The following is a 22,331-nucleotide window of genomic DNA, read 5'->3' as shown; positions in this document are numbered from 1 at the left end:
GGGTGACGAGGAGGAGGTTTGATGCCTCATCTAGATCGAGAAACGCTTGCAACCGAGGCTGCGCTTGGCTTTTACGATGATAAGCCGCAAAAGCCTGACAATAGGGGGTCGACCTTGATTACAGCCTTTCCGCTACTGCTCATTCCGGTCGCCATGTATAATTTGCTGGCCATCATCTCGATGTTCAGCGGCAACGACGCCGGCGCGGCCTACAGCGCCACCAACCAAATCCTGTTCAGCCTGCCCATGCCGTCATCCGGCACCAAATGGGCGGTCAGCGTCGGCGACATCATCCTGTTCGGTTCGCTGATCTGTCTGTTCTTCGAACTGCTGAAGTCGACCAAGTCGGACAAGGTGGCGATCATCAACCACTCTTTGTCGATGGTCCTGTTCATCGTTTGCCTGGTCGAATTCCTGCTGCTGCGGCCGTTCGCCACCTCGACCTTTTTCCTGCTGATGTGCATGACCCTGATGGACGTGCTGGCCGGCTTTATCGTCACGGCGATCAGCGCCCGGAAAGATATCGACTTCGGCCACTGAGGCTGTCGCTCAGTCTATCGAAAAGCCCGCCGGTGCGTCCGGCGGGCTTTTTAGTTTTAACCACGAAAAGCACGAAAATAAGGGAAAAGCACGAAAATCCAGGATGTCTTCGCGCGTAGCGCCTCAGCTTGCCATGCCGCATTTGAGGGGGTGGCCCTGCGGGCACAGATTTAAATAGTGCTCGATCTTTTCGTGTTTTTCTCTTTTTTCGTGCTTTTCGTGGTTAAAACCTTAAGCCTTACCCGAACACCGCGAAAATCAACGTCACCACCAGGGTATCGAAGGCGCGGGTCAGCAGGCGCGAAGCACCGGGACGGGATTTTTTAGCCTGGAAAAACGACAACACGCACAACTCCGCGAATGAGGAGTGTCAGGCGTTGCAAGTCGCGTGCCGCGAAATAACCGCAAGCGCAATCCGAAAAGTGCCGCCCACTTTTCGGTTAAATTGCGCGTCAAAACAAGATGCTAGCCCATTTCGCGTTTCTACCAAACGCGAAATGGGCTAGATTTCAGTCTTGGTGACGCGCCCGGGTGCCGGTCGGCGGTCGTTCGACCCGGAATATTCCGACTTGAGATAGGTCGATTTTGCCCGCCCCAGCGTTTCCGGCCCGCCGCGTAGGCCGCGCTTCTCGCCGCCACTGAGAATCTGGGCGGCATAGGTAGGATCGTCGATCATACTGCCCACGCGCGGTTTGCGGCGCGGCGCATCATTCGGCGTGTGCTCGATAACGGGGCCCGAAGGTACAGGCAGGCTGGTGTCGGAATCGCTCATGATCACCAGCCTACTGCAAAAACCTGGCCAGTTTTAGCTTTTCTTCGCAAGCTGATCGATCTGGGCCTTCATGGCTTCCATCTGCTCACGCAGTTCGCGCACCTCGTTGGTCTCGGCGCGGGGCGCCGCAGCCGCAGCGGCCGGCGCAGCTTCGCCGCCTTCGGTCGCGGCACCTGGCGTCGCGCCGGCGGCATTGGCAAACGAGAAGGGCGAGAACATACGCATGGCGCGGTCGAACATGGCCAGGTTCTGCGATACCTGTTCGTCAAAGAAGCCCAGACCCGGCGTGCCGCCGAAAGCCTGCGAAAACTGCGAGCGGAAACGCTCCTGCTGCTTGGCGAAACCGTCGAGCGACATTTCGAGATAGGTCGGCAGCAGGTTTTGCATGCTGTCGCCGTAGAAGCTGATCAATTGACGCAGGAACTGGATCGGCAGCAGGTTTTGCCCGCGGCTCTCCTCTTCGAAGATGATCTGGGCGAGGACCGAACGCGTGATATCGTCGCCGGACTTGGCGTCGAACACGACGAAGTCGACACCCTGGCGCACCATGTCCGACAGGTTGTCGAGCGTGACATAGGAACTGGTGGCCGTATTGTACAGCCGCCGGTTGGCGTACTTCTTGATAATGACGCGGTCGCCTTCGTTGCGTTTCGCTCGCTTGGTTGTCGTTGCCGTATCGGCCATCTGAGTCTCTCCTGTACTTTTTGCTGCGCGTGCGGTCTGTGCCGACGTTTATGTTGCACCCCAGTAAACCCTTTTTTTGCTTGTGCGTAAAGAGCATGGGTCACAACCTACCGTGATCGAATGTTTTCAATGGCTTACATATTGTGTCATGCGCCATTTATGCTCAAAAGGGCCCCAAAGCGCCCCCAAAGCGGCCCAGAATCATGCTGCATGCCGTGCTGCGCACAAAAAGTTGACTGAAACGGCTGAAAATAGGCCGCTTTTTGCATGACGCGCTCATCACGATGGGGCACGGTCGGCGTCATAAACTGAAACCAGTGTTCAAGGGTTCGAGGAAACGCGAAACTTGCTTTCGCCTGTCAGGTGCCTTAAGTCCCCGGCCATTCGCGTTAAACGCTTGTTGCCTCAGGAGAAATAGTCATGTCCGTCAATGAAGTCGTTATTGTCGCCGCCGCCCGCACGGCCGTTGGGTCGTTCCTCGGCAGCTTCGGCGCCATTCCAGCCCACGATCTTGGCGCCCATGTCATCAAGAGCGTCGTCGAACGCGCCGGCCTGCAACCCTCCGACATCAACGAAGTCATTCTCGGCCAGGTTCTCCAGGCCGCCCAGGGCCAGGGCCCGGCCCGCCAGGCCTCGATCAAGGCCGGCATCCCCGTCGATGCGCCGGCCTGGTCCCTGAACCAGATCTGCGGTTCCGGCCTGCGCGCCGTGGCGCTTGGCGCCGCACAGGTCGCGCTCGGTGAATCGGCCATCGTCGTCGCCGGCGGCCAGGAAAGCATGTCCATGGCCACCCACGCTGCCTATATCCGCGCCGGCCAGAAGATGGGCGACCTGGCCATGGTCGACACCATGATCAAGGACGGCCTGTGGGACGCCTTCAACAATTATCACATGGGCCAAACGGCCGAGAACATCGCCACCAAGTTCGGCATCAGCCGCGAAGAGCAGGACGCCTTCGCCGTCGCCTCGCAGAACAAGGCCGAAGCCGCCCAAAAAGCCGGCAAGTTCGACGCCGAAATCGCCCCCTATACCATCAAGGGCCGCAAGGGTGACACCGTTGTCGACAAGGACGAATTCATCCGTCACGGCGTCACCATCGACAGCATTTCCGGCCTGCGCCCGGCCTTCACCAAGGACGGCACGGTTACCGCCGCCAATGCCTCGGGTCTCAATGACGGCGCGGCCGCTGTCGTGCTGATGTCACGCGCCGAAGCCGACAAGCGCGGCCTGAAGCCGTTGGCCCGCATCGTGTCCTCCGGCATTTCCGGCGTCGACCCGGCCATCATGGGCACCGGCCCGATCCAGGCCACCCTGAAGGCCCTGGCCAAGGCCAACTGGTCGATCGGCGACCTCGACCTGATCGAAGCCAATGAAGCCTTCGCCGCCCAGGCCATCTCGGTTAATCGCGAACTCGGCTGGGACACGTCCAAGGTCAATGTCAACGGTGGCGCCATCGCCATTGGTCACCCCATCGGTGCCTCCGGCGCCCGCGTCCTGACCACCCTGCTGTTCGAAATGCAGCGTTCGGGCGCGAAAAAGGGCCTGGCCACCCTCTGTATTGGTGGCGGCATGGGTGTCGCCCTCGCTGTTGAATCTGTTTAAAAAATCCTGGGAGAAGAGAATATGGGTAGAGTTGCACTGGTCACCGGCGGTACGCGCGGCATCGGCAAGGCCATCGTCAAGCGTCTGGTCGATGCCGGCCTGACCGTCGCCGCCGGCTATGCCGGTAATGAGGCCGCCGCCAAGGCCGTCGCCGAGGAATACGGCGTCACCATCGTCAAGGGCAGCGTCGACAATTTCGACGACTGCAAGCGCGCCGTCCAGGAAGTCGAAGCCAAGCTGGGGCCGATCGAAGTCCTGGTCAATAACGCCGGCATCACCCGCGACGGCTTCTTCCACAAGATGACCAAGGAACAGTGGCAGGACGTCATCCATACCAATATGGACAGCGTCTTCAACATGACCCGCCAGGTCATCGAAGGCATGCGTGAGCGTAATTACGGCCGCATCATCAATATCTCGTCGATCAACGGCCAAAAGGGCCAGGCCGGTCAAACCAACTATTCCGCCGCCAAGGCCGGCATGATCGGCTTCACCAAGGCGCTGGCCATGGAATCGGCGTCGAAGGGCATCACCGTCAACTGCGTGGCGCCGGGCTATACCTCGACCGAAATGGTCCAGGCCGTGCCGCCGGCCGTGCTGGAAAAGATCGTCGCCGGCATCCCCGTCGGCCGTCTCGGCACGCCGGAAGAAATCGCCGAGATCTGCGCCTTCCTCGCGTCCGACATGGCGTCGTTCATTACGGGTGCGACCATAGCCGTCAACGGCGGCCAACACATGCTCTGAGGCGTGAAGATGGTCTGCAAAGCATCATCGTTCTGTGCTTCCTAGCTCGTGTACAAGCGTACACGTCGCGTCGGATGCTCGAACGCTAATACTTTTCGACTCTTCTTGACGCCTCAGCCGCCGGTGCATGAGAAGAAAAAGTAAGAGAAAAAGAGGCGTGGCCAAAAGGTCACGCCTTTATCGCACCTGCGAATGGCCTGAATTTTAATTAACATTCGTCTTAAATCTGCCCAAGTCGGTTCCTAAAAATCGACCCAATGAACAAGCCGTTTTTCCATCTTCTGGCCCGTATTTTCGGGTTGTGTTTGCTGATAGCCAGCGTCTCGTGCGCGGCGTCAGCCAACGCCCAGGCCATGAAGTCGCTCCGGGACGCCATGTTCGGCCCCAGGCACGGCCAGGACGGCCGCACCCAGGCGCCACCCAAGATCGCGCACTTTACCTCGGAAGACGGCGAAAGCTTTATCCTCGACGAATCCGGTGGCACGCCGCTGATGCGCTTCGACGGCGACAACGAAGTCTTTTCACTGACCGCCACGCCCGGCCCCAAGGGCGACGTCATCTATAAGAACGATATCGGTCAACCCGTGCTGAAATCTTCGCGCTGGGGCGGGATGATCCTATTCAGCGACGACCGGCCCATGGGCGATCCCGCCGCCATGACCGGCAAGGCCGACGCCTTCGTCCCCGGCCGCATGACGCCGACCCTGCTGTTCCAGACCCTGGTCCGCGCCAGCCGCCGCGCCAGCATTGCCCTCGGCCGCAATCTCGGCTTCGACGCTCCCGACGTCACGCCCGGCACCGACTATCTCTATGCCGACGCCGCCGATGTCACTTCCGCCGCGCTCGTCAAGGTCGCCGCGCAAAACAACGGCAAACGCGTCCTGGCGCCGATCCAGCAAGTACAATTGCTCGAAGGCCGCCCGCCCAGCGCCAATGTCGTCAACGGCGTCCTGGTGCTGAAACTCGACACCAGCCGCGGTACATGGGGCGGCCGGCCGTCCTCCAAGCGCATCGTCAATGTGCTGATGGCCTCCTATAACGTGACCATCGGCCACTGATCAAAACACGTCCTTGGCCGCTCTCAGCTCGCCGAACTTCGCCGCCTGGGCCGCGAAATCCTTTTCCCGCAATGGATAATAGAGGAACGGATTGGTGGCGATTTCCTCGGCTATCAATGACGGCACGGTCGCCAGCCCATCCTCACGCATGTGCCTGACCTTGGCCGCCCGCGCCTGCAAGGCCGGGGTTTCCCCCAGGCTTTCGGCAAAACGCAGGCTGGCCAGGGTATATTCGTGGGCGCTGTACAACACCGTATCGGCCGGCAGTTCGCTTAAGCGCAGCAAGCTGCCCCACATCTGTTCCCGCGTGCCTTCGAACAAGCGACCGCAACCGAGCGGAAACAATGTGTCGCCGATGAAGGCGTTCCCACCCTTGGCATCGACATAGCCGATATGCCCCAGCGTGTGGCCTTCCAGATCGATGACGTCGAGCCGGGTTTCGCCCAGCCAATAAACGTCGCCGGCCTCAATGACATGATCGAGCGGCCACCGCTTGGCGACCTCGGCCGGACCGTGGATCGGACAGCCGAAACGCGCCTGGACATCGGCATTGCCGCCGCCATGGTCGGGATGCCAGTGGGTATTGAGAATGACGTCGATGCCGTGCAGGCCCAACCGTTCGACCGCCGCGATGATTTTGGCGGCTTCGGGTGTGTCGATACAGGCGACCCGACCGGTGGCTTCGTCCACGGCGAGGAAGCCGTAATTGTCCGTCAGGCACGGAATGACGTGTATTTTTAGGCCCATCGTAGGAAACGCCTTGATATCGTGTAAACTGATTACCTATGTAGGGTTTCAGTTCAAAATAGGAAAGACGTTTGCGCCGTTCGGTCGAAGACCTCAACCGCTTTTATGCCAGTTCCGAAGGGACGGTGGCGCGCAAGCTGGTCGGTGACAAGTTGTCGGAGGCCTGGCCCGATGTGCGCGGCCTCGATGTCCTGGGCATCGGCTATTGCACACCCTATCTCGGGCAATTCAACGAAGCGCGGCGGGTGATCGCGGCCATGCCGGCCGGGCAGGGCGCCGAGATCTGGCCGGCCGATCTGCGGGTACGGGCGACCCTGGTCGAAGAGGACGCCCTGCCGTTTCCGACGGCCTTGTTCGACCGCATCCTGATGGTCCATGCCCTGGAAGAATCTCCCGTGCCGCAGGGCTTGTTGCTGGAAGCGTCGCGCCTGTTATCGCCCAATGGCAAGCTGATCCTGGCCGTGGCGGCACGCGGCGGCTTCTGGGCCCATGCCGAAAAGACACCGTTCGGGTACGGCCAACCCTACAGCCGTTTACAGTTGGAAAGCGCCTTGCGCGACGCCGAGTTGGAGCCGCTCGCCTGGTCCTACGCCCTCTATACCCCGCCGCTGCGCTCCTTGCTGGGCTGGGCCGGTCCGCTGGAAAACATCCTGCCGCGCATTTGGCCGCTGAAGGGTGGCTTGATCTTGATGGAGGCCGGGCGCCGCCCCTTCATCGCCCACACGGCAAAGGTCCAAAGCTCCATCCTGCAGGACCTGCGCGGCGTCCTGGGCGTCCAGCAGCCCGTCCCCACGTCCCGAGAAATCGCCTAAGTTTCGGGGTCCAGGGGGCTGTGCCCCCTGGCCTTAATACACTTTCTCGCCGATATAGTTCCCCGACGGACTGTATCGGCACACCAGAAAATCATTGCTGCCATTGGATGCATGCGCGCAACCCACCTCGGTCGTATTGCGCCACACCATCTGGGTATAGTGACCGACACTGGCCCAGTTGCCGTCGCTGCTGACGTCCGGAAAAGTACCGTAAACGAAATAACTCTTCTCATCGGCCCACAGCTGCGCCAACTGGCCGTCCGTATAGCCGCCGGCGCTGCCGGCCGCCAGGTTTTCACCGTTCGGATTGATATCATTGCCGGCATGTTCCAGACGATCGATGCTGGCCAGGTGATCGGCCCAGCTTTGCGCGCCTTCGGCCAGACTGTCGCTCCAGGTCAGCGGCGCCACCCCGACGGCGGCACGCTCGGTATTGTGGACGGCCAATACCTGATCGGACAAGTCACTGGCCGTAGCTTGCGTGGTGGTGGCGGCGAAAATGGCGGCAAGAATAAGTGTGCGCACGACATGGTTCCCCTGACCCGTTCACCTTAGGCTGGGCTGCGGGCAAGCCAAGTTACATATGCTGTGAGGAAGTGTGGCGCTTGCCCGGCGCTAGAGCAAAAATGCTGCGCAGTTTTGCTCTAGCGTTTTGTTTTTGCGCGCAATTTAACCGAAAAGTGCTGGGCACTTTGTCGGATTGCGCTTGAGGCGATTCTCCGCCATAGCAGGGGGCATGAAACAGCTTGTCATCATGCGCCATGCCAAGGCCGAAAAAGAGGCCGAATCCGGCGAGGATTTCGATCGTCAACTGACCTCGCGCGGCCAAGCCGAAGCCACCAGCGTCGCTCAGGCGCTCAAGGCCTATGGCGTCAAACCCGATTTCGCCCTGGTATCGGCGGCGGCGCGGACGCAAGGCACCTTTGCCCAGGTCGCGGCCGTGCTGGGCGATATCCCGGCCCTGGTGTCGGAAGATTTCTACAATGCCGGCTCGGACGCCCTGCGCCATGCGATCGAAGCCCATGAGGACGATGGCACCTGTGTCCTCGTTGTCGGCCATAATCCCGGCATACAATATCTCGTGGCGGAATATCTCTTCGAAGGCGCCGCCGGCCCCGAGGTCGTCGACAAGGTGCGCGGCAACTTCCCCACGGCGACCGCCGCCGTTTTCGAGGTCGATGCCGCCGGCCGGCCGATCTATGACGGACTCTATCTCGCCAAATGATCTATGCCCTCGCCACGCGCGCCCTGCATGTTTTGCCGCCCGAGACGGCCCACACGCTGACGATCGGCCTGTTGCAGGCCGGTCTTGGTCCTGTCTCGTCGCTGAAGACGCCGGAACTGGCGGTCGATGTGCCCTTCGACGGTGGCAGTTTGCACTTTCCCAACTGCGTCGGCCTGGCGGCAGGGTTCGATAAAAATGCCGAGGTGCCTCTGGCCATGGTGCGCGCGGGCTTCGGATTTGCCGAATGCGGCACGGTGACGCCCTTGCCCCAGGACGGTAATCCCAAGCCGCGGCTGTTTCGCCTCAGCGAAGACGAGGCGGTGATCAACCGCATGGGCTTCAACAATAAGGGCCTGGATGTTTTCCTCGGCCATCTCGAACATATCGACGCCCATAAGCACAAGGCCGTCATCGGCCTCAATATCGGCGCCAACAAGGACGCCATCGACCGCATGGACGACTATGTCGCCGGTCTGAAACGGTTATGGGGCCACGGTTCCTACTTCACCATCAATATCTCGTCGCCCAATACGCCGGGTCTGCGCGCCCTGCAGGGCAAGTCGCACCTCGATGAATTGCTGGAACGCGTCCAGGATGTCCGTCAGGCCCTGGTGCGGGTTTCGGAGCGCAACTTCCCGATCTTCCTCAAGATCGCGCCGGACCTGAGCGAATCCGAAATCGCCGATACGGTGGCCTCGGCCATGGCGCATGGTCTCGACGGGTTGATCGTCTCCAACACAACCTTGTCGCGGCCGCATCTGGCATCGCGCTTCGCCAATGAAACCGGTGGGTTGTCGGGAAAACCCTTGCTGGGCCTGGCGACCGAAGCCTTGAAGATGGCGCGCGCGGCCAGCGGCGGCAAGTTGCTGCTGATCGGCGCCGGCGGTATCTCATCGGGCGCCGATGCCTATGCGCGCATCCGCGCCGGCGCGTCGATGGTGCAGCTCTATTCGGCCTTGGTCTACAAAGGCCCCGGCCTGGCCGATGATATCCGCCGCGACCTGGTCCAACGCCTGAAAGCCGACGGGTTCAAGTCCGTGTCCGAGGCCGTGGGAACAGGCTGAAGCAAACAGGTTCAGGGAGCGACCGGTGTCTCCAGCTTGACTGACCGCATCACGTCCTCTGCCCAGCCAATCTCATTGTCGAAGCCATAGGTGACCGTGACAATCACGAAGCGCTCATATCCCCGAAACAAGCCGATAAGAGACGTTTCATCGGCTATTTCGGCATCGCCGCGAAATATGACCGCGCGAAAATCATCGGCGTCTAGCCGCATATGTTCCTCGCGCCCGGGCAGGCTGGGCCAGGGCAGTTCCCCCGTCGGTTCCGCATAGGCGACAGTGGTGGGATCGTCGTCGGCGGCGTAAACATCCATCTGTACCGCCCTTTCGCCGTATGTCAGGCGGAGGCGACTGGCTTCCGGTTCGTAACTTCGGTACACATAGCCCGGCATGATTACCGAGCAGCCGTCAGGCACGCTCCACCGCCGCGGCCGGCGCCAGAAACCGATGCGTTCCGGCTCGCCGGGGGCGGCCAGTTCCTCGCCGTCCATCAAGATGGCCAGATCGCGTTCATCGTCTTCGCTCAGGGGATGACCCATCTCGGCTGCCCGCCTCGCCAGTCCTGCGGCGCGCACCAATATTTTCGCCTCTTCGTCGTCGCGCGCCGGGTGCCAGGGGACGTGCATCCACAACTGGCATAGCGCCATGCGGTGCACGACCTCGCCGGTAACGCCGTCGTCCCACCACGAATACCAGGCTACCGGATCGGGGTTGTCAAAAAATGCGAGGTCACAAAGTCCGAGGGGGCGGGCAACGTAGGAGGGCTCGACGAGATTGAATTCCGTCGGTTGCGACAGCGCGAATTGCTCCGAACGAGCGTACTCCGATGACCTCGGGGACTCGGTATCTTGCTGCAAGTCTTCCGCCATAGCAGCGCGCAGCGCGGAGATATCGCGACTTGCGGCATAGCCGGTTTCGTCGTCGATCTTCCAGCTCAGCCCTAACGCTTTCTCGCAATGGTCGAGAAATCCCACGACAAAGGCATGATAACCGGGGCCGGCCGACGACGTGCGCGCCTGCATCAGGACTTCGCCATAGTCGGAATGAAACCTGACGGGCTCCTCCGCCGGATGAAGGGAGAGATACCAAATCTTGCCTTCGACATAGCCTTGATAGACAGGCTCAATGCCATGGCGGGTGCAATAGGTCAGGGCTTCATTGGCGAGGCATTGCAAAATTTGATCGCCACTTGGGCCGCCCAGCCCTAATAGGCCGCGTTTCAGCTTGCTGAAGGCTTTCAATCCCAGGCCCATAACCCCCCCTCGATCGCAGTCAATTCGTCGGCGTTAGGTGCTTAGAACGGACTGAACTTGTCCATCAGGTTTTGCGCCACCGGAGCCGCTTGCATATTGGTGATGTCGCCGCGGCCGCCGTAGGAAATCCGCGCTTCAGCCAGTTGCGTATGCTTGATCGTATTGGTCGAGGAAATATCTTCCGGTCGGGCAATGCCGGACACGGTCAGAACACGAACTTCGCGGTCGGTGCGGACCTCCTGGGTGCCCTGGATGATCAGATTGCCGTTGGGCAGGACGCCGGTAACTATGGCCGCGATAGTCACCGAGATCTTTTCGGCGCGTTTGACCGAACCGTTGCCGGCAAAAGTCGAGGAACTGTCGGCACCCAGCGCCTTGGACGCATTATAGGCGCCCGGCAAAATTTTCCCCAGGGTCGATTCAAGGCCGAAGATACTGGGCGTCGCCGCGTCGTAGGACCCGGAGCGCGAGCGATCGGTGGCATTGGTGGTCTGGGCCGAGTCGTTGATATCGACCTGAACGGTCAGGATATCGCCGACACTGCGGGCGCGCTGATCGTTGAAGAAGGTGCGGGCGCCAATGCGCCACAGCGAATTGGACGAAGCCGGCTGGGTGTTCGGCTGCGGGTACAGGACGGCCTGGTCTTGCGGGACCAGCGCGGCGGGATAGCCCATGGCGCTCATCTGCGGACCCTTGACGGCGTCTCTGACCGAAGAGCAGCCCGACAAGGCGATAAGGGCGGTGGCGGCAAGGAGGATACGGGTCTTCATGGGGCTTTATCCTTTAACGCGAAGACAGAAATTGACGGGAACGCATCTGGTCGGCGGCCTGGCCGGCGACGGCTTCGCCGGGACCGGTAACGACAGCGTCGACCAGCTTTTTCGAAACGGGGTTCTGAACCTGGATCACATCGCCGACGGCGCCATCCTTGGTCGCCCGGCCGCTCATGGTCAGGCTGAGGCCGTTCTGGGTCCAGGTGACGGAGACGGATTCCTGACGCTTGACAACGGTCGGCGAGGTCAGGTCGGTGGTGTGGATGATGGCGCCTTCGCGGATGGGAAAGCGCACCGTCTTGCCGATCACTGCCTGGACATTGCTGGGGACATTGCCGCTGGTGGCCGCGACCTGGCGGTAGGTCAGGTCCTCGGGTTGGACGATATCGCCGCTGTTCATGGCGTGGACGAAGGTCAGGACCGAGACATTGCCGCCGGTCGCTGTGTCGCCGATAACGGCCGAAGCCGGTTCCGCCGGTTGCCCGTCGCCGCCGGCGCTGACGATGATGCGACGCAGGCCGCGCGGATTGTCCCAGGTGGCGCCATTGCGGGCGGCGATCGACTGGACGACGGCGGCATCGAGAATGGCCGTGGCGCCGGTGCGGGTACCGAGCACGACGCCCGACTGGGCGCCGGCATTATCGAAAACGTCGCCGAGCGTGATCGTGCCGTCGCCGTCGCTGACATCGGACTTGAGCACGAGGGTGGCCGATTGGGCGAAAGCGAAAGATGGAGCCATCAAAAGGGCGACGACTAAAGCGAATTTTCCAAGGCCCTTGGGCCTTGGCAAGGGCGAACGCCCGCCCGAGCCTATGCGAGGAGCCATGCGGCGCTTGAGCTGAAAAATGTTCATCTACTTAGCCCCGTGCCAGCTGGCTGGTCGTCTGCAGCATTTCGTCCGCCGTGGTGATGACCTTGGAGTTCATCTCATAGGCGCGTTGGGCGACGATCAGGTTGGTGATTTCGCTGACGGCGTCGACGTTCGAGCTTTCGGTATAGTGCTGCAACAAGGTGCCGAAGCCGACATCGCCGGGCGTCGAGATATTGGGCGCACCCGAGGCGCCGCTTTCGAGGAACAGGTTGTCGCCGATGGCGTCGAGCCCGGCCTCATTATAGAAGGTCGCGGTCTGCAATTGCCCGACGATGGTCGGGGCCGTGGTGCCGGCCTGGCTCACCGACACCTCGCCCGATTTGGAGATCGAGACGCTGGTCGAGTTCTGCGGGATGTTGATATTGGGTTGGACCAGGTAACCGTCGCTGGTCACCAGGCGCCCCTGGTCGTCGACCGAGAAATTGCCGGCGCGGGTATAGGCGGTTTCGCCCGACGGCATCAGGATCTGGAAATAACCCTTGCCCTCAATGGCGACGTCGTAGTCGTTACCGGTCAGAGTCGGGCTGCCCTGTTCCATGATGCGGTAGACGGCACCTGTCTTGACGCCGGCGCCGATCTGGATGCCGGTCGGCACGACGGTGCCGGAATCCGACGACTGGGCGCCCATGCGCTCGACATTCTGATAGAGCAGGTCCTGGAATTCGGCCCGCTGTTTCTTGAAGCCGATCGTGTTCATGTTGGCGATGTTGTTGGAAATCACTTCCACATTCATCTGCTGGGCGGCCATGCCCGTCGTGGCGGTTCTTAAAGCGCGCATCGGTTATCTCCTTACGCTACGCGGCCCAGCCGTTCGACGGCCGTGCGCGACAATTGGTTGTTCTGATCGATGATGGCGGCCAGGCTGGCATAGGCCCGATTGATCTGGACCAGCTTGGTCACCTCGACCATCGGATTGACATTGGAAGCTTCGAGGAAGCCCTGACGCAGGCGGGCATCGGCCGCCGGCACCGGGGCCGCATTGGTGGTCAGGCTATAGGTGCCGTCGCCCTCTTTTTGCAGGTCGCTCATATTGGCGATGCGCACGATATTGATCCTGCCGACGCGGACGCTTTGTCCCTGCAGGGTTTGCGAGATAATGCCATCCTGCGAAATGACCGGCTCGCCGTTCTTGGGATCCAGCACGATGGGGCCGCCGTCGCCCTGGACCGGCAGACCGTTTTTGTTCATCAAGGCGCCGTCGTCGCTCATGGTGAAGGCGCCGTCGCGGGTATAGACATCGCCCTTGGGACCGCTCAGCACGAAGAAGGCGCCTTCGCCGTCGATGGCCAGGTCCAGCGGCGCGCCGGTCTGGGTAAAGGTGCCCTGGCTGAAGTTGCGGCCGACGCCGTTGTCATAGGCAAAATTGGCAGGCGTGCGGATCGGATCGTCATAGGCCGGGGCGCCGAACTGCGAATTGACCAGCAATTGCTCGAATTTGTAGCCATTGGTGTTCATATTGGCCAGGTTATTGGCGGAGATATCCAGTTCCCGCTGCAGGGTGATCTGGCGCGACAGGGCGACATAATTGGCATTATCCATGTGCGCGGCTCCTCTTAGACAAATGAACTCAAAGGGTTAGGGCTACGGCTGCTGATTTGGCGATCAGCGGCGTTAACCATGATTTTTGAGATGTGCAATTGCCGTGCCAGTCATGGTTAATTCCGCTAATGGCTTGATTTGCAAAGATAAGTGGCAAGATCCCACGAATCCCTCCACACAGGCACACGGCAAAAAATGCCGCCTGAACGCAACGCGAAAAACGTCTCGTTAACTATGTTTGGCGATAGTGAGGGTTCAGGCGCCGATTTGGGCGCTTTAAAAATTGTTTAAGATTTGGGCTCAGAATGCGCATTCGGGGTTCCATGCGCATGACGGGTGTTAAGCTTGGCCAAACCGGATAAGAAGAAAAAGGAAGAGGCGCCGCCCGTCGACGACGCCGACGGCGAGGGCGCAGCCAAGCCGAAAAAGAAGTTCCCCATGCTGATCGTCATTATCGCCGCGGCCGTCTTGGTCCTGGCCGGCGGTGGCGCGGCAGCCTATTTCCTGTTCCTGGCCCCCAAGCACCCGCCCGCAGCGGAAGCCGGCAAGGAGGGTGCCCACAAGCCCGAAAAGAAGGAAAAGAAAAAGGAAGAGAAGAAGGAAGGCGGCGAGAAGGTCGACCCCAAGACCCAGCCGACGACGGCCGAAGGCCCGAACGGCACGACCTATTTCACCCTGCCCGACACCATCGCCAACATCCAGGCGGCCGACGGTCACGCTTCCTACCTCAAGCTCAAACTGACCTTCGAATGCCCGGACGATGAGACGGTCGATACCCTGACCGAAAACATGCCGCGCATCAATGACGTGCTGCAGGGCTTCATCCGCGAACTGCGCCCGGAAGACCTGGCCGGCAGCGAAGGTAATTACCAGCTGCGTCTCGAAATCCTGCGCCGTATCAACCTGGTCATCGCGCCGCACAAGGTCAGCGCCGTGCTGATCGAAAACATGATTGTAACCTGATGGCAGAAGAAGTCGATCAGGAAGCCATGATGGCAGCATGGGAGGCGGAACTTGCCGCCGAAGCCCAGGCTGCGACCGCCGGCATCACCGCCGACGGCGGCGACCTCGCGGCCGAATGGGAAGCCATGGTCGGCGGCCAGGGCTCGATGGGCGAGCGCTTCAACATGCCCGTCGGCGCCGAGCGCATCCTCAACCAGGATGAAATCGACAGCCTGCTGGGCTTCGATCTCTCGGAAGACGACTACAACGAACGCTCCGGCATCCGGGCGATCATCAATTCGGCCATGGTGTCCTATGAACGCCTGCCGATGCTCGAAATCGTCTTCGACCGGCTGGTGCGCCTGATGACCACCTCGCTGCGCAACTTCACCTCCGATAACGTCGAAGTCTCGCTCGACAACATCTCATCGATCCGTTTCGGCGACTATCTCAACTCGATCCCCCTGCCGGCTATCCTGGCGGTGTTCCGCGCCGAGGAGCTCGACAATTACGGCCTGCTGACGGTCGATTCCAATCTGATCTATTCGATCGTCGACGTCCTGCTGGGCGGCCGCCGCGGCACCGCCGCGCTGCGCATCGAAGGCCGGCCCTATACCACCATCGAACGGGTCCTGGTGCAGCGCATGGTCGAGGTCGTGCTCAACGACGCCCGCGCCGCCTTCGAGCCGCTGACCGCCGTCAATTTCAACCTCGACCGCCTGGAAACCAATCCGCGTTTCGCCGCCATCGCCCGCCCGGCCAACGCCGCCATCCTGGTCAAGCTGCGCATCGACATGGAAGACCGCGGCGGCCGTATTGAGCTCCTGTTGCCCTATGCCACCCTGGAGCCGATCCGTAAAATGCTGCTGCAGCAATTCATGGGCGAAAAGTTCGGCCGCGACAATATCTGGGAAAGCCACCTGGCCACCGAATTGTGGACGACCCAGATGGAAGTGCGCGCCGTCCTCGACGAACAGCAGTTACCTTTGTCTCAGGTCTTGAACCTGAAGGTCGGAGAGACGATTGTGCTCAATGCGCAGCATGATTCTCCGGTACAGCTGCGTTGCGGCAGCATTCCGCTGACGACCGGGCGGATGGGGCGCAAGGGGCACAATATCGCGGTCAGGGTCGACGCGCCCTTGGCTTCGACGACCAAGCGCCGCTTGACGCAGTTCAAGAAGAAGTAGGGGGCCGCGGGTCATGAGCTTGACCTTGATTATGGATGTCGTTCTCGGCGTACTGCTCATCGTGGCGGTGCTCCTGGGCCTGCGCCTCGACAAGAAGCTGGTGGCGCTCCGCGCAGCCCACGAAGGTTTCGCCAAGGCGGTCCACGATCTCGACGATGCCGCCATCCGCGCCCATGCTTCGCTGAAGGAGTTGCGCGGCCACGCCGACGAATCCCAGGATTTGCTGCACGGCCGTGTTCTGGCGGCGCGCGACATCTTGCACAAGCTCGATACCCAGGTGGCGCGCGCCGAACGCGTGCAACGCGAACTGGACAAGGGCCTGACCACCTTCGACACGATGCAGACCATGCGTCAGGAAGCCGCCCGTTATCAGGCACCAGTCTTGCAGGCCCCCGTCATCCAGGCGCCCATGCGGATGCCGGAACCGGCGCGGTCGCGCTATGACGACGAGCCGGTGCCCAAACCTGAAGCCTCCAGACCCGAAACCCGCCGTCCGTTCGATCGCGACATCATCCGCGACGACACGCCACCACCGGCCATACCTCCGGCCAGGCCTCGCAACGGCTACAGCCGGTTGCCCGAGGTCAAGCCCGAGGACGACAGCGACATGCTCGACAAGGTCCAGATGTCGGAACTGGTCGTCGCCAATCTGAACGAAATGATGCGCACCCTGACCCTGCCCACGCGGCAGGTTTCGTCGTTGGAAGACGACCTGTTCGGCGGCCCGACGACGGACGCCGCGCCCCAGGGCCGCAAAACGCCCCCTTTTAAGAGATAGTAACCCATGGCCATGCCGCGTTTCCTTCCCATCGTCTTCGTTGCCGTGGCCGGTGTTCTGGCCATGAAGGCGATCACCAGCCTCGACGCCGTGCCGGACATGTTCCATGCCGCCCAAGCCTTTGCCGCGGATACGACGAAGAAGGCGGAGGCCAAAAAGGCCGATACGAAGCCGACTGCCAAGGCGAAAGCCGACGAGACCGGAAAAGGCGACGATCCGAGCGAAAGCTATACGGTCGATCCTGCCCTGATGGCCGCCGCCGCCGGCGCCTCGGCCAGCGACGCCGCGGCGACCGCGCCGGTGGCGCCGATCTGCGCCACCTCGATCGACGACCTGGCCAAACAGGCCGGCATGTCGCCCAGCGAACTGCAGATCCTGCAAAATCTCGGTACCCGCCGCGCCCAGCTGGACCAACGCGAAGCTCAACTCAATACGCGCGGCCAACTGGTCGATGCCGCCGACGCCAAGCTCGATGCCCGCATCCAGCAACTGACCGACCTCAAAGGGCAAATCCAGGGCCTGCTCGACCAGGCGACCAAGGTGCAAAACGACGATACGACGCGCCTGGTGTCCGTCTATGCGGCGATGAAACCGAAGGACGCCGCCGCCGCCATGACCATCATGGCCGACGATGTCCGCCTGCCGATTGCCGCGCAAATGAAGGACCGCGCCCTGGCGGCGATCCTGGGCGCCATGACGCCGGATGCGGCGAAGGATTTGACGGAAAAACTGGCCAAGCGCATGCAGCAGGCCAATGGCTTGCAGCAACAGCTGAACAAGGTCACCAATGGCGGCACGGCTGCGGCGTCACCGCCGGCCAACGCACCGGCTCAGGCCGCCGCCAAACCGGCGGCCGCGGCCCCGAAAAAAGGCAAGTAAACTATCGGGCCGCCAAGCCCTGCATCGCCGCAAAAAGCTCCGAATCGAAGCCGCAGGCATGGCGCATGGCATCCGAGGTTTCGACCAGCTGGCTGAACATCGCGTCGGTGCTCAAACGGCGCGAACCCTTGGCCGCATGGGCGGCGGAGGAGCGGGCGGATTGACGAACGATGACATGATACATGGCAATGACCTCGGTTATTCTCGACCATATCAGGATAGGCGGGGTCGGATCACGAAGCCATTCCGTTTGTTACAGCGAGTTACAAGGGCGAGGTAAGGAAACTCGGGTCTTTTTCAGGGCAATTGTGGCGGATTGGGCCGCGTTTCCCTTGAAATCCAGGGATATTTTCTCGCCCGTGTTAACAAAGGTTAAACCGATCTTAGCCATGGTTAACGGGCTATGATTCGTGCCCGAAAACCGTCTTCCGTGAGCAAGACCCTGCCGCTGCAACGCGCTGTCGAACGCGCGCGCCTGCTGCTGGAACAGGAACGGCCGAAAACCAAAACCCGGCCCCTGAGCCTCAACATGGCCCTGCGCACGACGGCGGCCATTGTGGCGGCGGCCAGTTTCGGCCTGACCGGCATAGCGGCGGGCGATACGCTCAATCTCGGCCAGGTCGCCTCGCGCTCCGATATCGACATCCGCGTCGGCCGCAACAAATCGTCCGGCCGCATCGAAATCTACGGCGCCATCGGCAGCCGCGCCTCGGTACGGCGCGAAAACGGCCAGGTCGTCATTCGCCTGCCCGGCCAGATGAAGCCGGACCTCGGCGATATCCGCTCCAATCCGCCGGTCGGCATTGCCGCCGTCGACCTGAAAAGCGATCCGCGCGCCAACGAACTGTGGCTTAAGGTCGCCGACGGTTACGACACCCATTTCGGCCGTGAAGACGGCGCCGTCTATGTCCAGATCGATCCCGCGGCCGCCAAGCCCGACGCCAAGGACGGCAAGGGCATCAGCATCAACCTGCAGGACCTGCTGAAGGGGGATCCCGCCAAGACCGCCCCGGCCGGCGAGCATGTCAATCCGGCCGTATCGGTGCCGGTGGTGGCGCTTGAGGTCAATACGATCGACGGCGGCAAGGACATCGCTTTTCCGTTTGCCGGACCGGTGGCCTCGGCCGTCTTCCGCCGCGGCGACTCGGTATGGATCGTTTTCGACAGCGAGGCCGACCTGCGTTTGCCGCCTGAGCTGAAGGACGGCAATATCGTCCAGGACGCGCAGTGGACGCACAATGACGGCTTTACCGCCCTGCGCCTGAAGGCGCCGACGGTCGGCAGCCTCTCCGTCCTCAATGACGGCCTGGTTTGGCGCGTGCGCCTGGGCGGCCAGGCGCCGAACGTCAAGCCCAGTGAAGTGTCGGTGATCCGCGACGACTCGGCCGGTGTGCCGGGCGTCAATGTCAATGTGGCCGGCGCCACCAAGATCGCCTGGATCCGCGATCCGTCCGTCGGTGATCGCATGGCGATCGTCACGGCGCGCGGTCCGGTCAAGAACCTGACAACCGCCCGCACCATGCTGGAAGCAACCCTGGCCTCGACCGCCCAGGGCGTGGTCGTCGAACGCATGACGCCGGACGTCAAGGTCGTGCTCGACGGCGACCTGGTCGAGGTATCGCGGCCGAACGGCCTGACCTTGTCGGCGATCGATCCCAATGCCCAACCCGGCGAGGCCAGGCTCGAATACAAGAGCGCCCTCTATCCCAGCCTGGTCAACACCGATTGGTCGGCCTCGCCCAAGGAAGGCTTCCTCGGCCGCTACAACGCCTTGCAGGTGGCCGCCGCCGATGAAGGCCAGGGCGGCGCCGGCGCCCCGACCAAGGCGCGATTGGCCCTGGCCCGCTTCCTCGTCGGTCAAAAACTCTATTACGAAGCCCAGGGCGTCCTCAACCTGGTCGCCAAGCAGGCGCCGCGCGCGCTCGATGATCCCCAGGTGCGCGGCCTGCGCGTCGCCGCCTTAATGCTGTCCGGACGCTACGCCGACGCCACGGGCGACCTGTCGTCAGGGCAATTGATCGCCGATCCGGCGGCCCGGCTGTGGCAGGGCTATGCCGAAACCAAGAGCGGACATTTCGCCGACGCGCAAAAGGACTTCAAGGCCGGCCTCAAGGCCATGGATGCCTTCCCGGCCGAGTGGCGGGCGAAATTCGGCGCCGCCTATGCCTATGCCGCCTTGCAGAACAAGGATCAGAAGACCGCCGAAGCGATGATCGGCTATGCCGTCTCGCAGGACGTCGAGCCGCTCGACAAACTGGCCGCCTATCTCATCGACGCCCAGATCATCGAGGCCAGCGGCGACAAGGCGCGGGCCCTGAAAGTCTATCAGGCCTGCGCGCGCGCGTCGGACGACAGCATCGCCGCGCCGGCCATGATGCACGCCGCCATGCTGTCCTATCAACTGAACCAGCTGTCGGCCGACAAGACCCTGGCCGTGCTCGATACCCTGCGTTTCCGCTGGCGTGGCGACGATACCGAGCTGCAATTGGTCAGCGATATGGGGCAGATCTACCTGTCGCAGGGCCGCTATCGCGAGGCCCTGGCGACCTTGCGCGGTGGCGGTCAGGCCTTCAAGGACAGCCCCCAGGCCTTGCAGATCCAGACCTCGCTCAATACCGCCTTCCGCAGCCTCTTCCTCGGCGGCATGGCCGACGGCCTGCAACCGATCGAGGCGCTCGGCCTGTTCAACGACTTCAAGGAGCTGACGCCGATCGGCGCCGACGGCGACGAAATGGTGCGCCGGATCGTGCGCCGGCTCGTCGATGTCGACTTGCTGGACCAGGCGGCGGACCTGCTCAACTACCAGGTCAATAACCGCCTGGACGGGGTGGGCAAGTCGGCGGTGGCGGCGGACCTTGCGGCAATCTACCTGATGAACCACGACCCGCAAAAAGCCTTGCAGACCCTGTGGAGCACGCGCACCACCCTGCTGCCGAAAAGCGTCATGTCCGAGCGCCGGGTGCTGGAAGCGCGGGCGCTCAACGAACTCAACGAGCCCGACAAGGCGCTCGATGCCCTGGGCAACGAAAATTCRGCCGATGGCGAAGACGTCCGTGCCGATATCTACTGGCGGCAATCGGACTGGGCCAAGGCCGCCGCGGTGCTGGAGCGCCAATTGGGCGACCGCTACAAGAGCGACACGCCGCTGACCCTGAGCGACGAGAGCCGGCTGATCCGCGCCGGCGTCGCCTATAGCCTGCTCAAGGACCAGGCCTCCTTGACGCGCCTGTCCGGCCGCTTCGGCAAGTTCGCCGACACGGCGTCATCGCCCGATGCGCTGCGCGTGGCCCTGGCGCCCATGGACGGCGGCGCCGTCAATGCCCGGGACTTTGCCCTGGCGGCGGCCGCGACCGACAGCTTCGCGGGCTGGGTCGCCGGCATGAAAAAGAAGTTCCGCGAAAAGGACAATGCCGCGGCCAAGGCCGTCGCCGCCACGCCGCCGCCCGCGAAGAAGGCATGATCTACTTCTATTCGCAGACCGAAGCCTTCAGCGAATTTTCCAATTTCTCTCCCCATGGCATCGAGATGGATGGCGTGTGGTGGAAGACGGTCGAACACTATTTCCAGGCGCAGAAGTTCAGCGACGAGGCTTACCGGCAACGCATCAACAAAGCCTCGACGCCCAAGATGGCCAAGGCGCTGGGTCGCACCCGCGAATTTCCGATTCGGCCCGATTGGGACGAGATGCGCGACGCCGTCATGCTGGCGGCCGTGCGCACCAAGTTTCGCACCCACAAGGTCTTGGCCGAATTGCTGCTGTCCACCGGCGAAGAAGACCTGGGTGAAGCTGCGCCGGGCGACTATTATTGGGGCGTCGGTGGCGACGGCAGCGGGGAAAATCGCCTGGGCCTCATCCTGCAGCGGGTCCGCGGCGAACTGCGTTCCCTTTAACCGCTATTAAGACAAACCCTCTATGGTACCGCCAGAATCACAAAGGGACGGCACATGGTTACGATCAATTCGGGTACGGCTTTGGCCGGCAAGTGGCGTTTTCCTGTCATCGGCGGTGTGGCGCTCATCCTGGCGCTCGGCGGTCTTGTCTCCTGCGGCCAGACCATCCAACCCGGCAATGTCGGGGTCAAGATCCGCACCCTGGGCCCCAATGCCGGCGTCGACGCGACGCCCGTGCCCTCGGGTTGGCATATTAATCTTCTCGGCGAACGCATTGCCGAGTTCCCGGTCATCCAGCGCACCTATACCTATACCAAGGAGGTAGACGAACGCGGGCCGGAGAATGAAGAAATCACCTTCAGCGACAACAACGCCCTGCCGATGACGGCGGACGTGCAGCTGGTCATGCGCATCGATCCATCCAAGGCGCCATCGCTTTACACGCGTTATCGCCTGAGCTTCGACCAACTCTTCGAAGGGCCGATCCGTAACGACGTGCGCTCGGCCATCGCCGCCGAAACCGAACTGGTCAGCGTCGAATATCTTTACCGCGGCGGCCGTCAGGTCGTCATCCAAAAGGCCCTGGCGCGCGTCAATCGCAAATGGGAGCCCCAGGGCGTCAATATCAGCCAACTGGACTGGATCGGCACCATCCGCTACCCGCAGGTGATTCTCGACTCAATCCAGATGAAAACCAAGGCCGACGCCGACGCCTCGGCCGCCCAGGCCCAGGTAGCGGTCGCCAAGGCCCAGGCCGATGCTCAGATCGAACAGGCGCGCGGCCAGGCCGAATCCAACCGCTTGCTGGCGGTATCGATCGCCTCCAGCCCGGAAGTCGTGCAGTTGCGCGCCATCGAAAAGTGGGACGGCCACCTGCCGACCGTGACCGGCGGCTCGGTGCCCTTCGTCAATATCGATAAGCGGTAACGCGCTAAGACCAAGTCGCATTAACCTTGCCACATTTCCGCCTGTA

General features: G+C 62.0%; 24 protein-coding genes. 14 read left to right on the top strand and 10 right to left on the bottom strand.

All coding sequences use genetic code 11. The features are described from left to right. Nucleotides 1-114 precede the first annotated feature (114 nt). Complete coding sequence (locus AC1DX3_RS14655) at nt 115-540, top strand: hypothetical protein (protein ID WP_476990056.1); 426 nt, start codon at nt 115-117, stop codon at nt 538-540. Nucleotides 541-1,042: 502 nt separating this feature from the next. Here the strand turns inward: AC1DX3_RS14655 and AC1DX3_RS14650 are convergent. Then, nucleotides 1,043-1,312 carry a hypothetical protein gene (locus AC1DX3_RS14650; RefSeq protein WP_476990055.1) on the bottom strand — a complete coding sequence of 90 codons (270 nt, stop codon included), beginning with the start codon at nt 1,310-1,312 and terminating at the stop codon, nt 1,043-1,045. Nucleotides 1,313-1,345: 33 nt separating this feature from the next. Further along, the gene (phaR, locus tag AC1DX3_RS14645; protein WP_476990054.1) at nt 1,346-1,996 is read right to left on the bottom strand and encodes a polyhydroxyalkanoate synthesis repressor PhaR; all 651 of its coding nucleotides are present in this window, start codon (nt 1,994-1,996) and stop codon (nt 1,346-1,348) included. Between the two features lie 420 nt (nt 1,997-2,416). On the opposite strand from phaR, the gene AC1DX3_RS14640 reads away from it, so the two are divergent. From AC1DX3_RS14640 to AC1DX3_RS14630, 3 genes are all read left to right on the top strand, one after another. After that, nucleotides 2,417-3,598 (top strand): acetyl-CoA C-acetyltransferase, encoded by a 1,182-nt coding sequence (locus AC1DX3_RS14640; protein WP_476990053.1) that lies wholly within the window; start codon nt 2,417-2,419, stop codon nt 3,596-3,598. Between the two features lie 21 nt (nt 3,599-3,619). Then, on the top strand, nt 3,620-4,342 hold the full coding sequence (gene phbB / locus AC1DX3_RS14635; protein WP_476990052.1) for an acetoacetyl-CoA reductase: 723 nt from the start codon (nt 3,620-3,622) through the stop codon (nt 4,340-4,342). A 257-nt stretch (nt 4,343-4,599) separates the two neighbouring features. Continuing rightward, complete coding sequence (locus AC1DX3_RS14630; protein WP_476990051.1) at nt 4,600-5,400, top strand: DUF4908 domain-containing protein; 801 nt, start codon at nt 4,600-4,602, stop codon at nt 5,398-5,400. On the opposite strand, the gene gloB is transcribed toward AC1DX3_RS14630, so the two are convergent. After that, on the bottom strand, nt 5,401-6,147 hold the full coding sequence (gene gloB / locus AC1DX3_RS14625) for a hydroxyacylglutathione hydrolase (protein ID WP_476990050.1): 747 nt from the start codon (nt 6,145-6,147) through the stop codon (nt 5,401-5,403). 71 nt (nt 6,148-6,218) lie between these two features. Here gloB and AC1DX3_RS14620 point away from each other — a divergent pair, with 71 nt between their 5' ends. After that, a complete protein-coding gene (locus tag AC1DX3_RS14620) occupies nt 6,219-6,959 on the top strand; it encodes a class I SAM-dependent methyltransferase (RefSeq protein WP_476990049.1) in 741 nt (246 codons plus the stop codon). Between the two features lie 33 nt (nt 6,960-6,992). Here the strand turns inward: AC1DX3_RS14620 and AC1DX3_RS14615 are convergent, their stop codons facing one another. Continuing rightward, nucleotides 6,993-7,484, bottom strand: coding sequence for a CAP domain-containing protein (locus tag AC1DX3_RS14615; RefSeq protein ID WP_476990048.1), 492 nt, complete (start codon nt 7,482-7,484; stop codon nt 6,993-6,995). 211 nt (nt 7,485-7,695) lie between these two features. Here AC1DX3_RS14615 and AC1DX3_RS14610 point away from each other — a divergent pair, with 211 nt between their 5' ends. Both AC1DX3_RS14610 and AC1DX3_RS14605 read left to right on the top strand, forming a co-directional pair. After that, nucleotides 7,696-8,184 carry a SixA phosphatase family protein gene (locus AC1DX3_RS14610; protein WP_476990047.1) on the top strand — a complete coding sequence of 163 codons (489 nt, stop codon included), beginning with the start codon at nt 7,696-7,698 and terminating at the stop codon, nt 8,182-8,184. Next, on the top strand, nt 8,181-9,248 hold the full coding sequence (locus tag AC1DX3_RS14605) for a quinone-dependent dihydroorotate dehydrogenase (protein ID WP_476990046.1): 1,068 nt from the start codon (nt 8,181-8,183) through the stop codon (nt 9,246-9,248). The genes AC1DX3_RS14610 and AC1DX3_RS14605 overlap by 4 nt, the downstream gene beginning before the upstream one ends. Nucleotides 9,249-9,259: 11 nt before the next feature. Here AC1DX3_RS14605 and AC1DX3_RS14600 read toward each other — a convergent pair whose 3' ends face one another. The 5 genes from AC1DX3_RS14600 to flgF form a co-directional block, all read right to left on the bottom strand. Next, nucleotides 9,260-10,498 (bottom strand): hypothetical protein, encoded by a 1,239-nt coding sequence (locus AC1DX3_RS14600; RefSeq protein ID WP_476990045.1) that lies wholly within the window; start codon nt 10,496-10,498, stop codon nt 9,260-9,262. Between the two features lie 41 nt (nt 10,499-10,539). Then, nucleotides 10,540-11,268 carry a flagellar basal body L-ring protein FlgH gene (flgH, locus tag AC1DX3_RS14595; RefSeq protein ID WP_476990044.1) on the bottom strand — a complete coding sequence of 243 codons (729 nt, stop codon included), beginning with the start codon at nt 11,266-11,268 and terminating at the stop codon, nt 10,540-10,542. Nucleotides 11,269-11,281: 13 nt separating this feature from the next. Continuing rightward, nucleotides 11,282-11,971 (bottom strand): flagellar basal body P-ring formation chaperone FlgA, encoded by a 690-nt coding sequence (flgA, locus tag AC1DX3_RS14590; protein WP_476990043.1) that lies wholly within the window; start codon nt 11,969-11,971, stop codon nt 11,282-11,284. A gap of 157 nt (nt 11,972-12,128) precedes the next feature. Continuing rightward, nucleotides 12,129-12,920: a flagellar basal-body rod protein FlgG gene (gene flgG / locus AC1DX3_RS14585; RefSeq protein ID WP_476990042.1), complete on the bottom strand. Its 792-nt coding sequence runs from the start codon at nt 12,918-12,920 to the stop codon at nt 12,129-12,131. Nucleotides 12,921-12,931: 11 nt separating this feature from the next. Beyond that, entirely contained in the window at nt 12,932-13,681 is a 750-nt protein-coding gene (flgF, locus tag AC1DX3_RS14580; RefSeq protein ID WP_476990041.1) for a flagellar basal-body rod protein FlgF, read from the bottom strand. A 345-nt stretch (nt 13,682-14,026) separates the two neighbouring features. On the opposite strand from flgF, the gene AC1DX3_RS14575 reads away from it, so the two are divergent. The 4 genes from AC1DX3_RS14575 (at nt 14,027) to AC1DX3_RS14560 (ending at nt 17,467) form a co-directional block, all read left to right on the top strand. Further along, a complete protein-coding gene (locus AC1DX3_RS14575; RefSeq protein WP_476990040.1) occupies nt 14,027-14,644 on the top strand; it encodes a flagellar basal body-associated FliL family protein in 618 nt (205 codons plus the stop codon). Nucleotides 14,645-14,769: 125 nt separating this feature from the next. Beyond that, nucleotides 14,770-15,810, top strand: a complete 1,041-nt coding sequence (gene fliM / locus AC1DX3_RS14570; RefSeq protein WP_476990226.1) for a flagellar motor switch protein FliM — start codon at nt 14,770-14,772, stop codon at nt 15,808-15,810. Nucleotides 15,811-15,823: 13 nt separating this feature from the next. Further along, on the top strand, nt 15,824-16,588 hold the full coding sequence (locus AC1DX3_RS14565) for a DUF6468 domain-containing protein (RefSeq protein WP_476990039.1): 765 nt from the start codon (nt 15,824-15,826) through the stop codon (nt 16,586-16,588). 6 nt (nt 16,589-16,594) lie between these two features. Next, on the top strand, nt 16,595-17,467 hold the full coding sequence (locus AC1DX3_RS14560; protein ID WP_476990038.1) for a MotE family protein: 873 nt from the start codon (nt 16,595-16,597) through the stop codon (nt 17,465-17,467). A gap of 1 nt (nt 17,468) precedes the next feature. Here AC1DX3_RS14560 and AC1DX3_RS14555 read toward each other — a convergent pair whose 3' ends face one another. Then, nucleotides 17,469-17,651 (bottom strand): hypothetical protein, encoded by a 183-nt coding sequence (locus tag AC1DX3_RS14555; RefSeq protein ID WP_476990037.1) that lies wholly within the window; start codon nt 17,649-17,651, stop codon nt 17,469-17,471. A gap of 246 nt (nt 17,652-17,897) precedes the next feature. Here AC1DX3_RS14555 and AC1DX3_RS14550 point away from each other — a divergent pair, with 246 nt between their 5' ends. From AC1DX3_RS14550 to AC1DX3_RS14540, 3 genes are read left to right on the top strand one after another with little or no spacing between them, the layout of a single operon-like run. Next, a complete protein-coding gene (locus AC1DX3_RS14550; RefSeq protein ID WP_476990036.1) occupies nt 17,898-20,927 on the top strand; it encodes a tetratricopeptide repeat protein in 3,030 nt (1,009 codons plus the stop codon). After that, on the top strand, nt 20,924-21,358 hold the full coding sequence (locus AC1DX3_RS14545; protein WP_476990035.1) for an NADAR family protein: 435 nt from the start codon (nt 20,924-20,926) through the stop codon (nt 21,356-21,358). The genes AC1DX3_RS14550 and AC1DX3_RS14545 overlap by 4 nt, the downstream gene beginning before the upstream one ends. Nucleotides 21,359-21,412: 54 nt before the next feature. Further along, on the top strand, nt 21,413-22,285 hold the full coding sequence (locus AC1DX3_RS14540) for an SPFH domain-containing protein (RefSeq protein WP_476990034.1): 873 nt from the start codon (nt 21,413-21,415) through the stop codon (nt 22,283-22,285). Nucleotides 22,286-22,331 lie beyond the last annotated feature (46 nt).

The organism is Asticcacaulis sp. P2_B1 (assembly GCF_056404915.1).
Note: the sequence above shows the minus strand (reverse complement) of the source record. Positions and strands in the feature narration are given on the sequence as shown.

Bases quoted from the DNA above. Each gene is read 5' to 3' on its own strand.
- AC1DX3_RS14650 (WP_476990055.1), bottom strand. From the start codon at position 1,312: ATGAGCGATTCCGACACCAGCCTGCCTGTACCTTCGGGCCCCGTTATC.
- phaR (WP_476990054.1), bottom strand. From the start codon at position 1,996: ATGGCCGATACGGCAACGACAACCAAGCGAGCGAAACGCAACGAAGGC.
- AC1DX3_RS14640 (WP_476990053.1), top strand. From the start codon at position 2,417: ATGTCCGTCAATGAAGTCGTTATTGTCGCCGCCGCCCGCACGGCCGTT.
- phbB (WP_476990052.1), top strand. From the start codon at position 3,620: ATGGGTAGAGTTGCACTGGTCACCGGCGGTACGCGCGGCATCGGCAAG.
- AC1DX3_RS14630 (WP_476990051.1), top strand. From the start codon at position 4,600: ATGAACAAGCCGTTTTTCCATCTTCTGGCCCGTATTTTCGGGTTGTGT.
- gloB (WP_476990050.1), bottom strand. From the start codon at position 6,147: ATGGGCCTAAAAATACACGTCATTCCGTGCCTGACGGACAATTACGGC.
- AC1DX3_RS14610 (WP_476990047.1), top strand. From the start codon at position 7,696: ATGAAACAGCTTGTCATCATGCGCCATGCCAAGGCCGAAAAAGAGGCC.
- AC1DX3_RS14605 (WP_476990046.1), top strand. From the start codon at position 8,181: ATGATCTATGCCCTCGCCACGCGCGCCCTGCATGTTTTGCCGCCCGAG.
- AC1DX3_RS14600 (WP_476990045.1), bottom strand. From the start codon at position 10,498: ATGGGCCTGGGATTGAAAGCCTTCAGCAAGCTGAAACGCGGCCTATTA.
- flgH (WP_476990044.1), bottom strand. From the start codon at position 11,268: ATGAAGACCCGTATCCTCCTTGCCGCCACCGCCCTTATCGCCTTGTCG.
- flgG (WP_476990042.1), bottom strand. From the start codon at position 12,920: ATGCGCGCTTTAAGAACCGCCACGACGGGCATGGCCGCCCAGCAGATG.
- flgF (WP_476990041.1), bottom strand. From the start codon at position 13,681: ATGGATAATGCCAATTATGTCGCCCTGTCGCGCCAGATCACCCTGCAG.
- fliM (WP_476990226.1), top strand. From the start codon at position 14,770: ATGGTCGGCGGCCAGGGCTCGATGGGCGAGCGCTTCAACATGCCCGTC.
- AC1DX3_RS14565 (WP_476990039.1), top strand. From the start codon at position 15,824: ATGAGCTTGACCTTGATTATGGATGTCGTTCTCGGCGTACTGCTCATC.
- AC1DX3_RS14560 (WP_476990038.1), top strand. From the start codon at position 16,595: ATGGCCATGCCGCGTTTCCTTCCCATCGTCTTCGTTGCCGTGGCCGGT.
- AC1DX3_RS14555 (WP_476990037.1), bottom strand. From the start codon at position 17,651: ATGTATCATGTCATCGTTCGTCAATCCGCCCGCTCCTCCGCCGCCCAT.
- AC1DX3_RS14545 (WP_476990035.1), top strand. From the start codon at position 20,924: ATGATCTACTTCTATTCGCAGACCGAAGCCTTCAGCGAATTTTCCAAT.
- AC1DX3_RS14540 (WP_476990034.1), top strand. From the start codon at position 21,413: ATGGTTACGATCAATTCGGGTACGGCTTTGGCCGGCAAGTGGCGTTTT.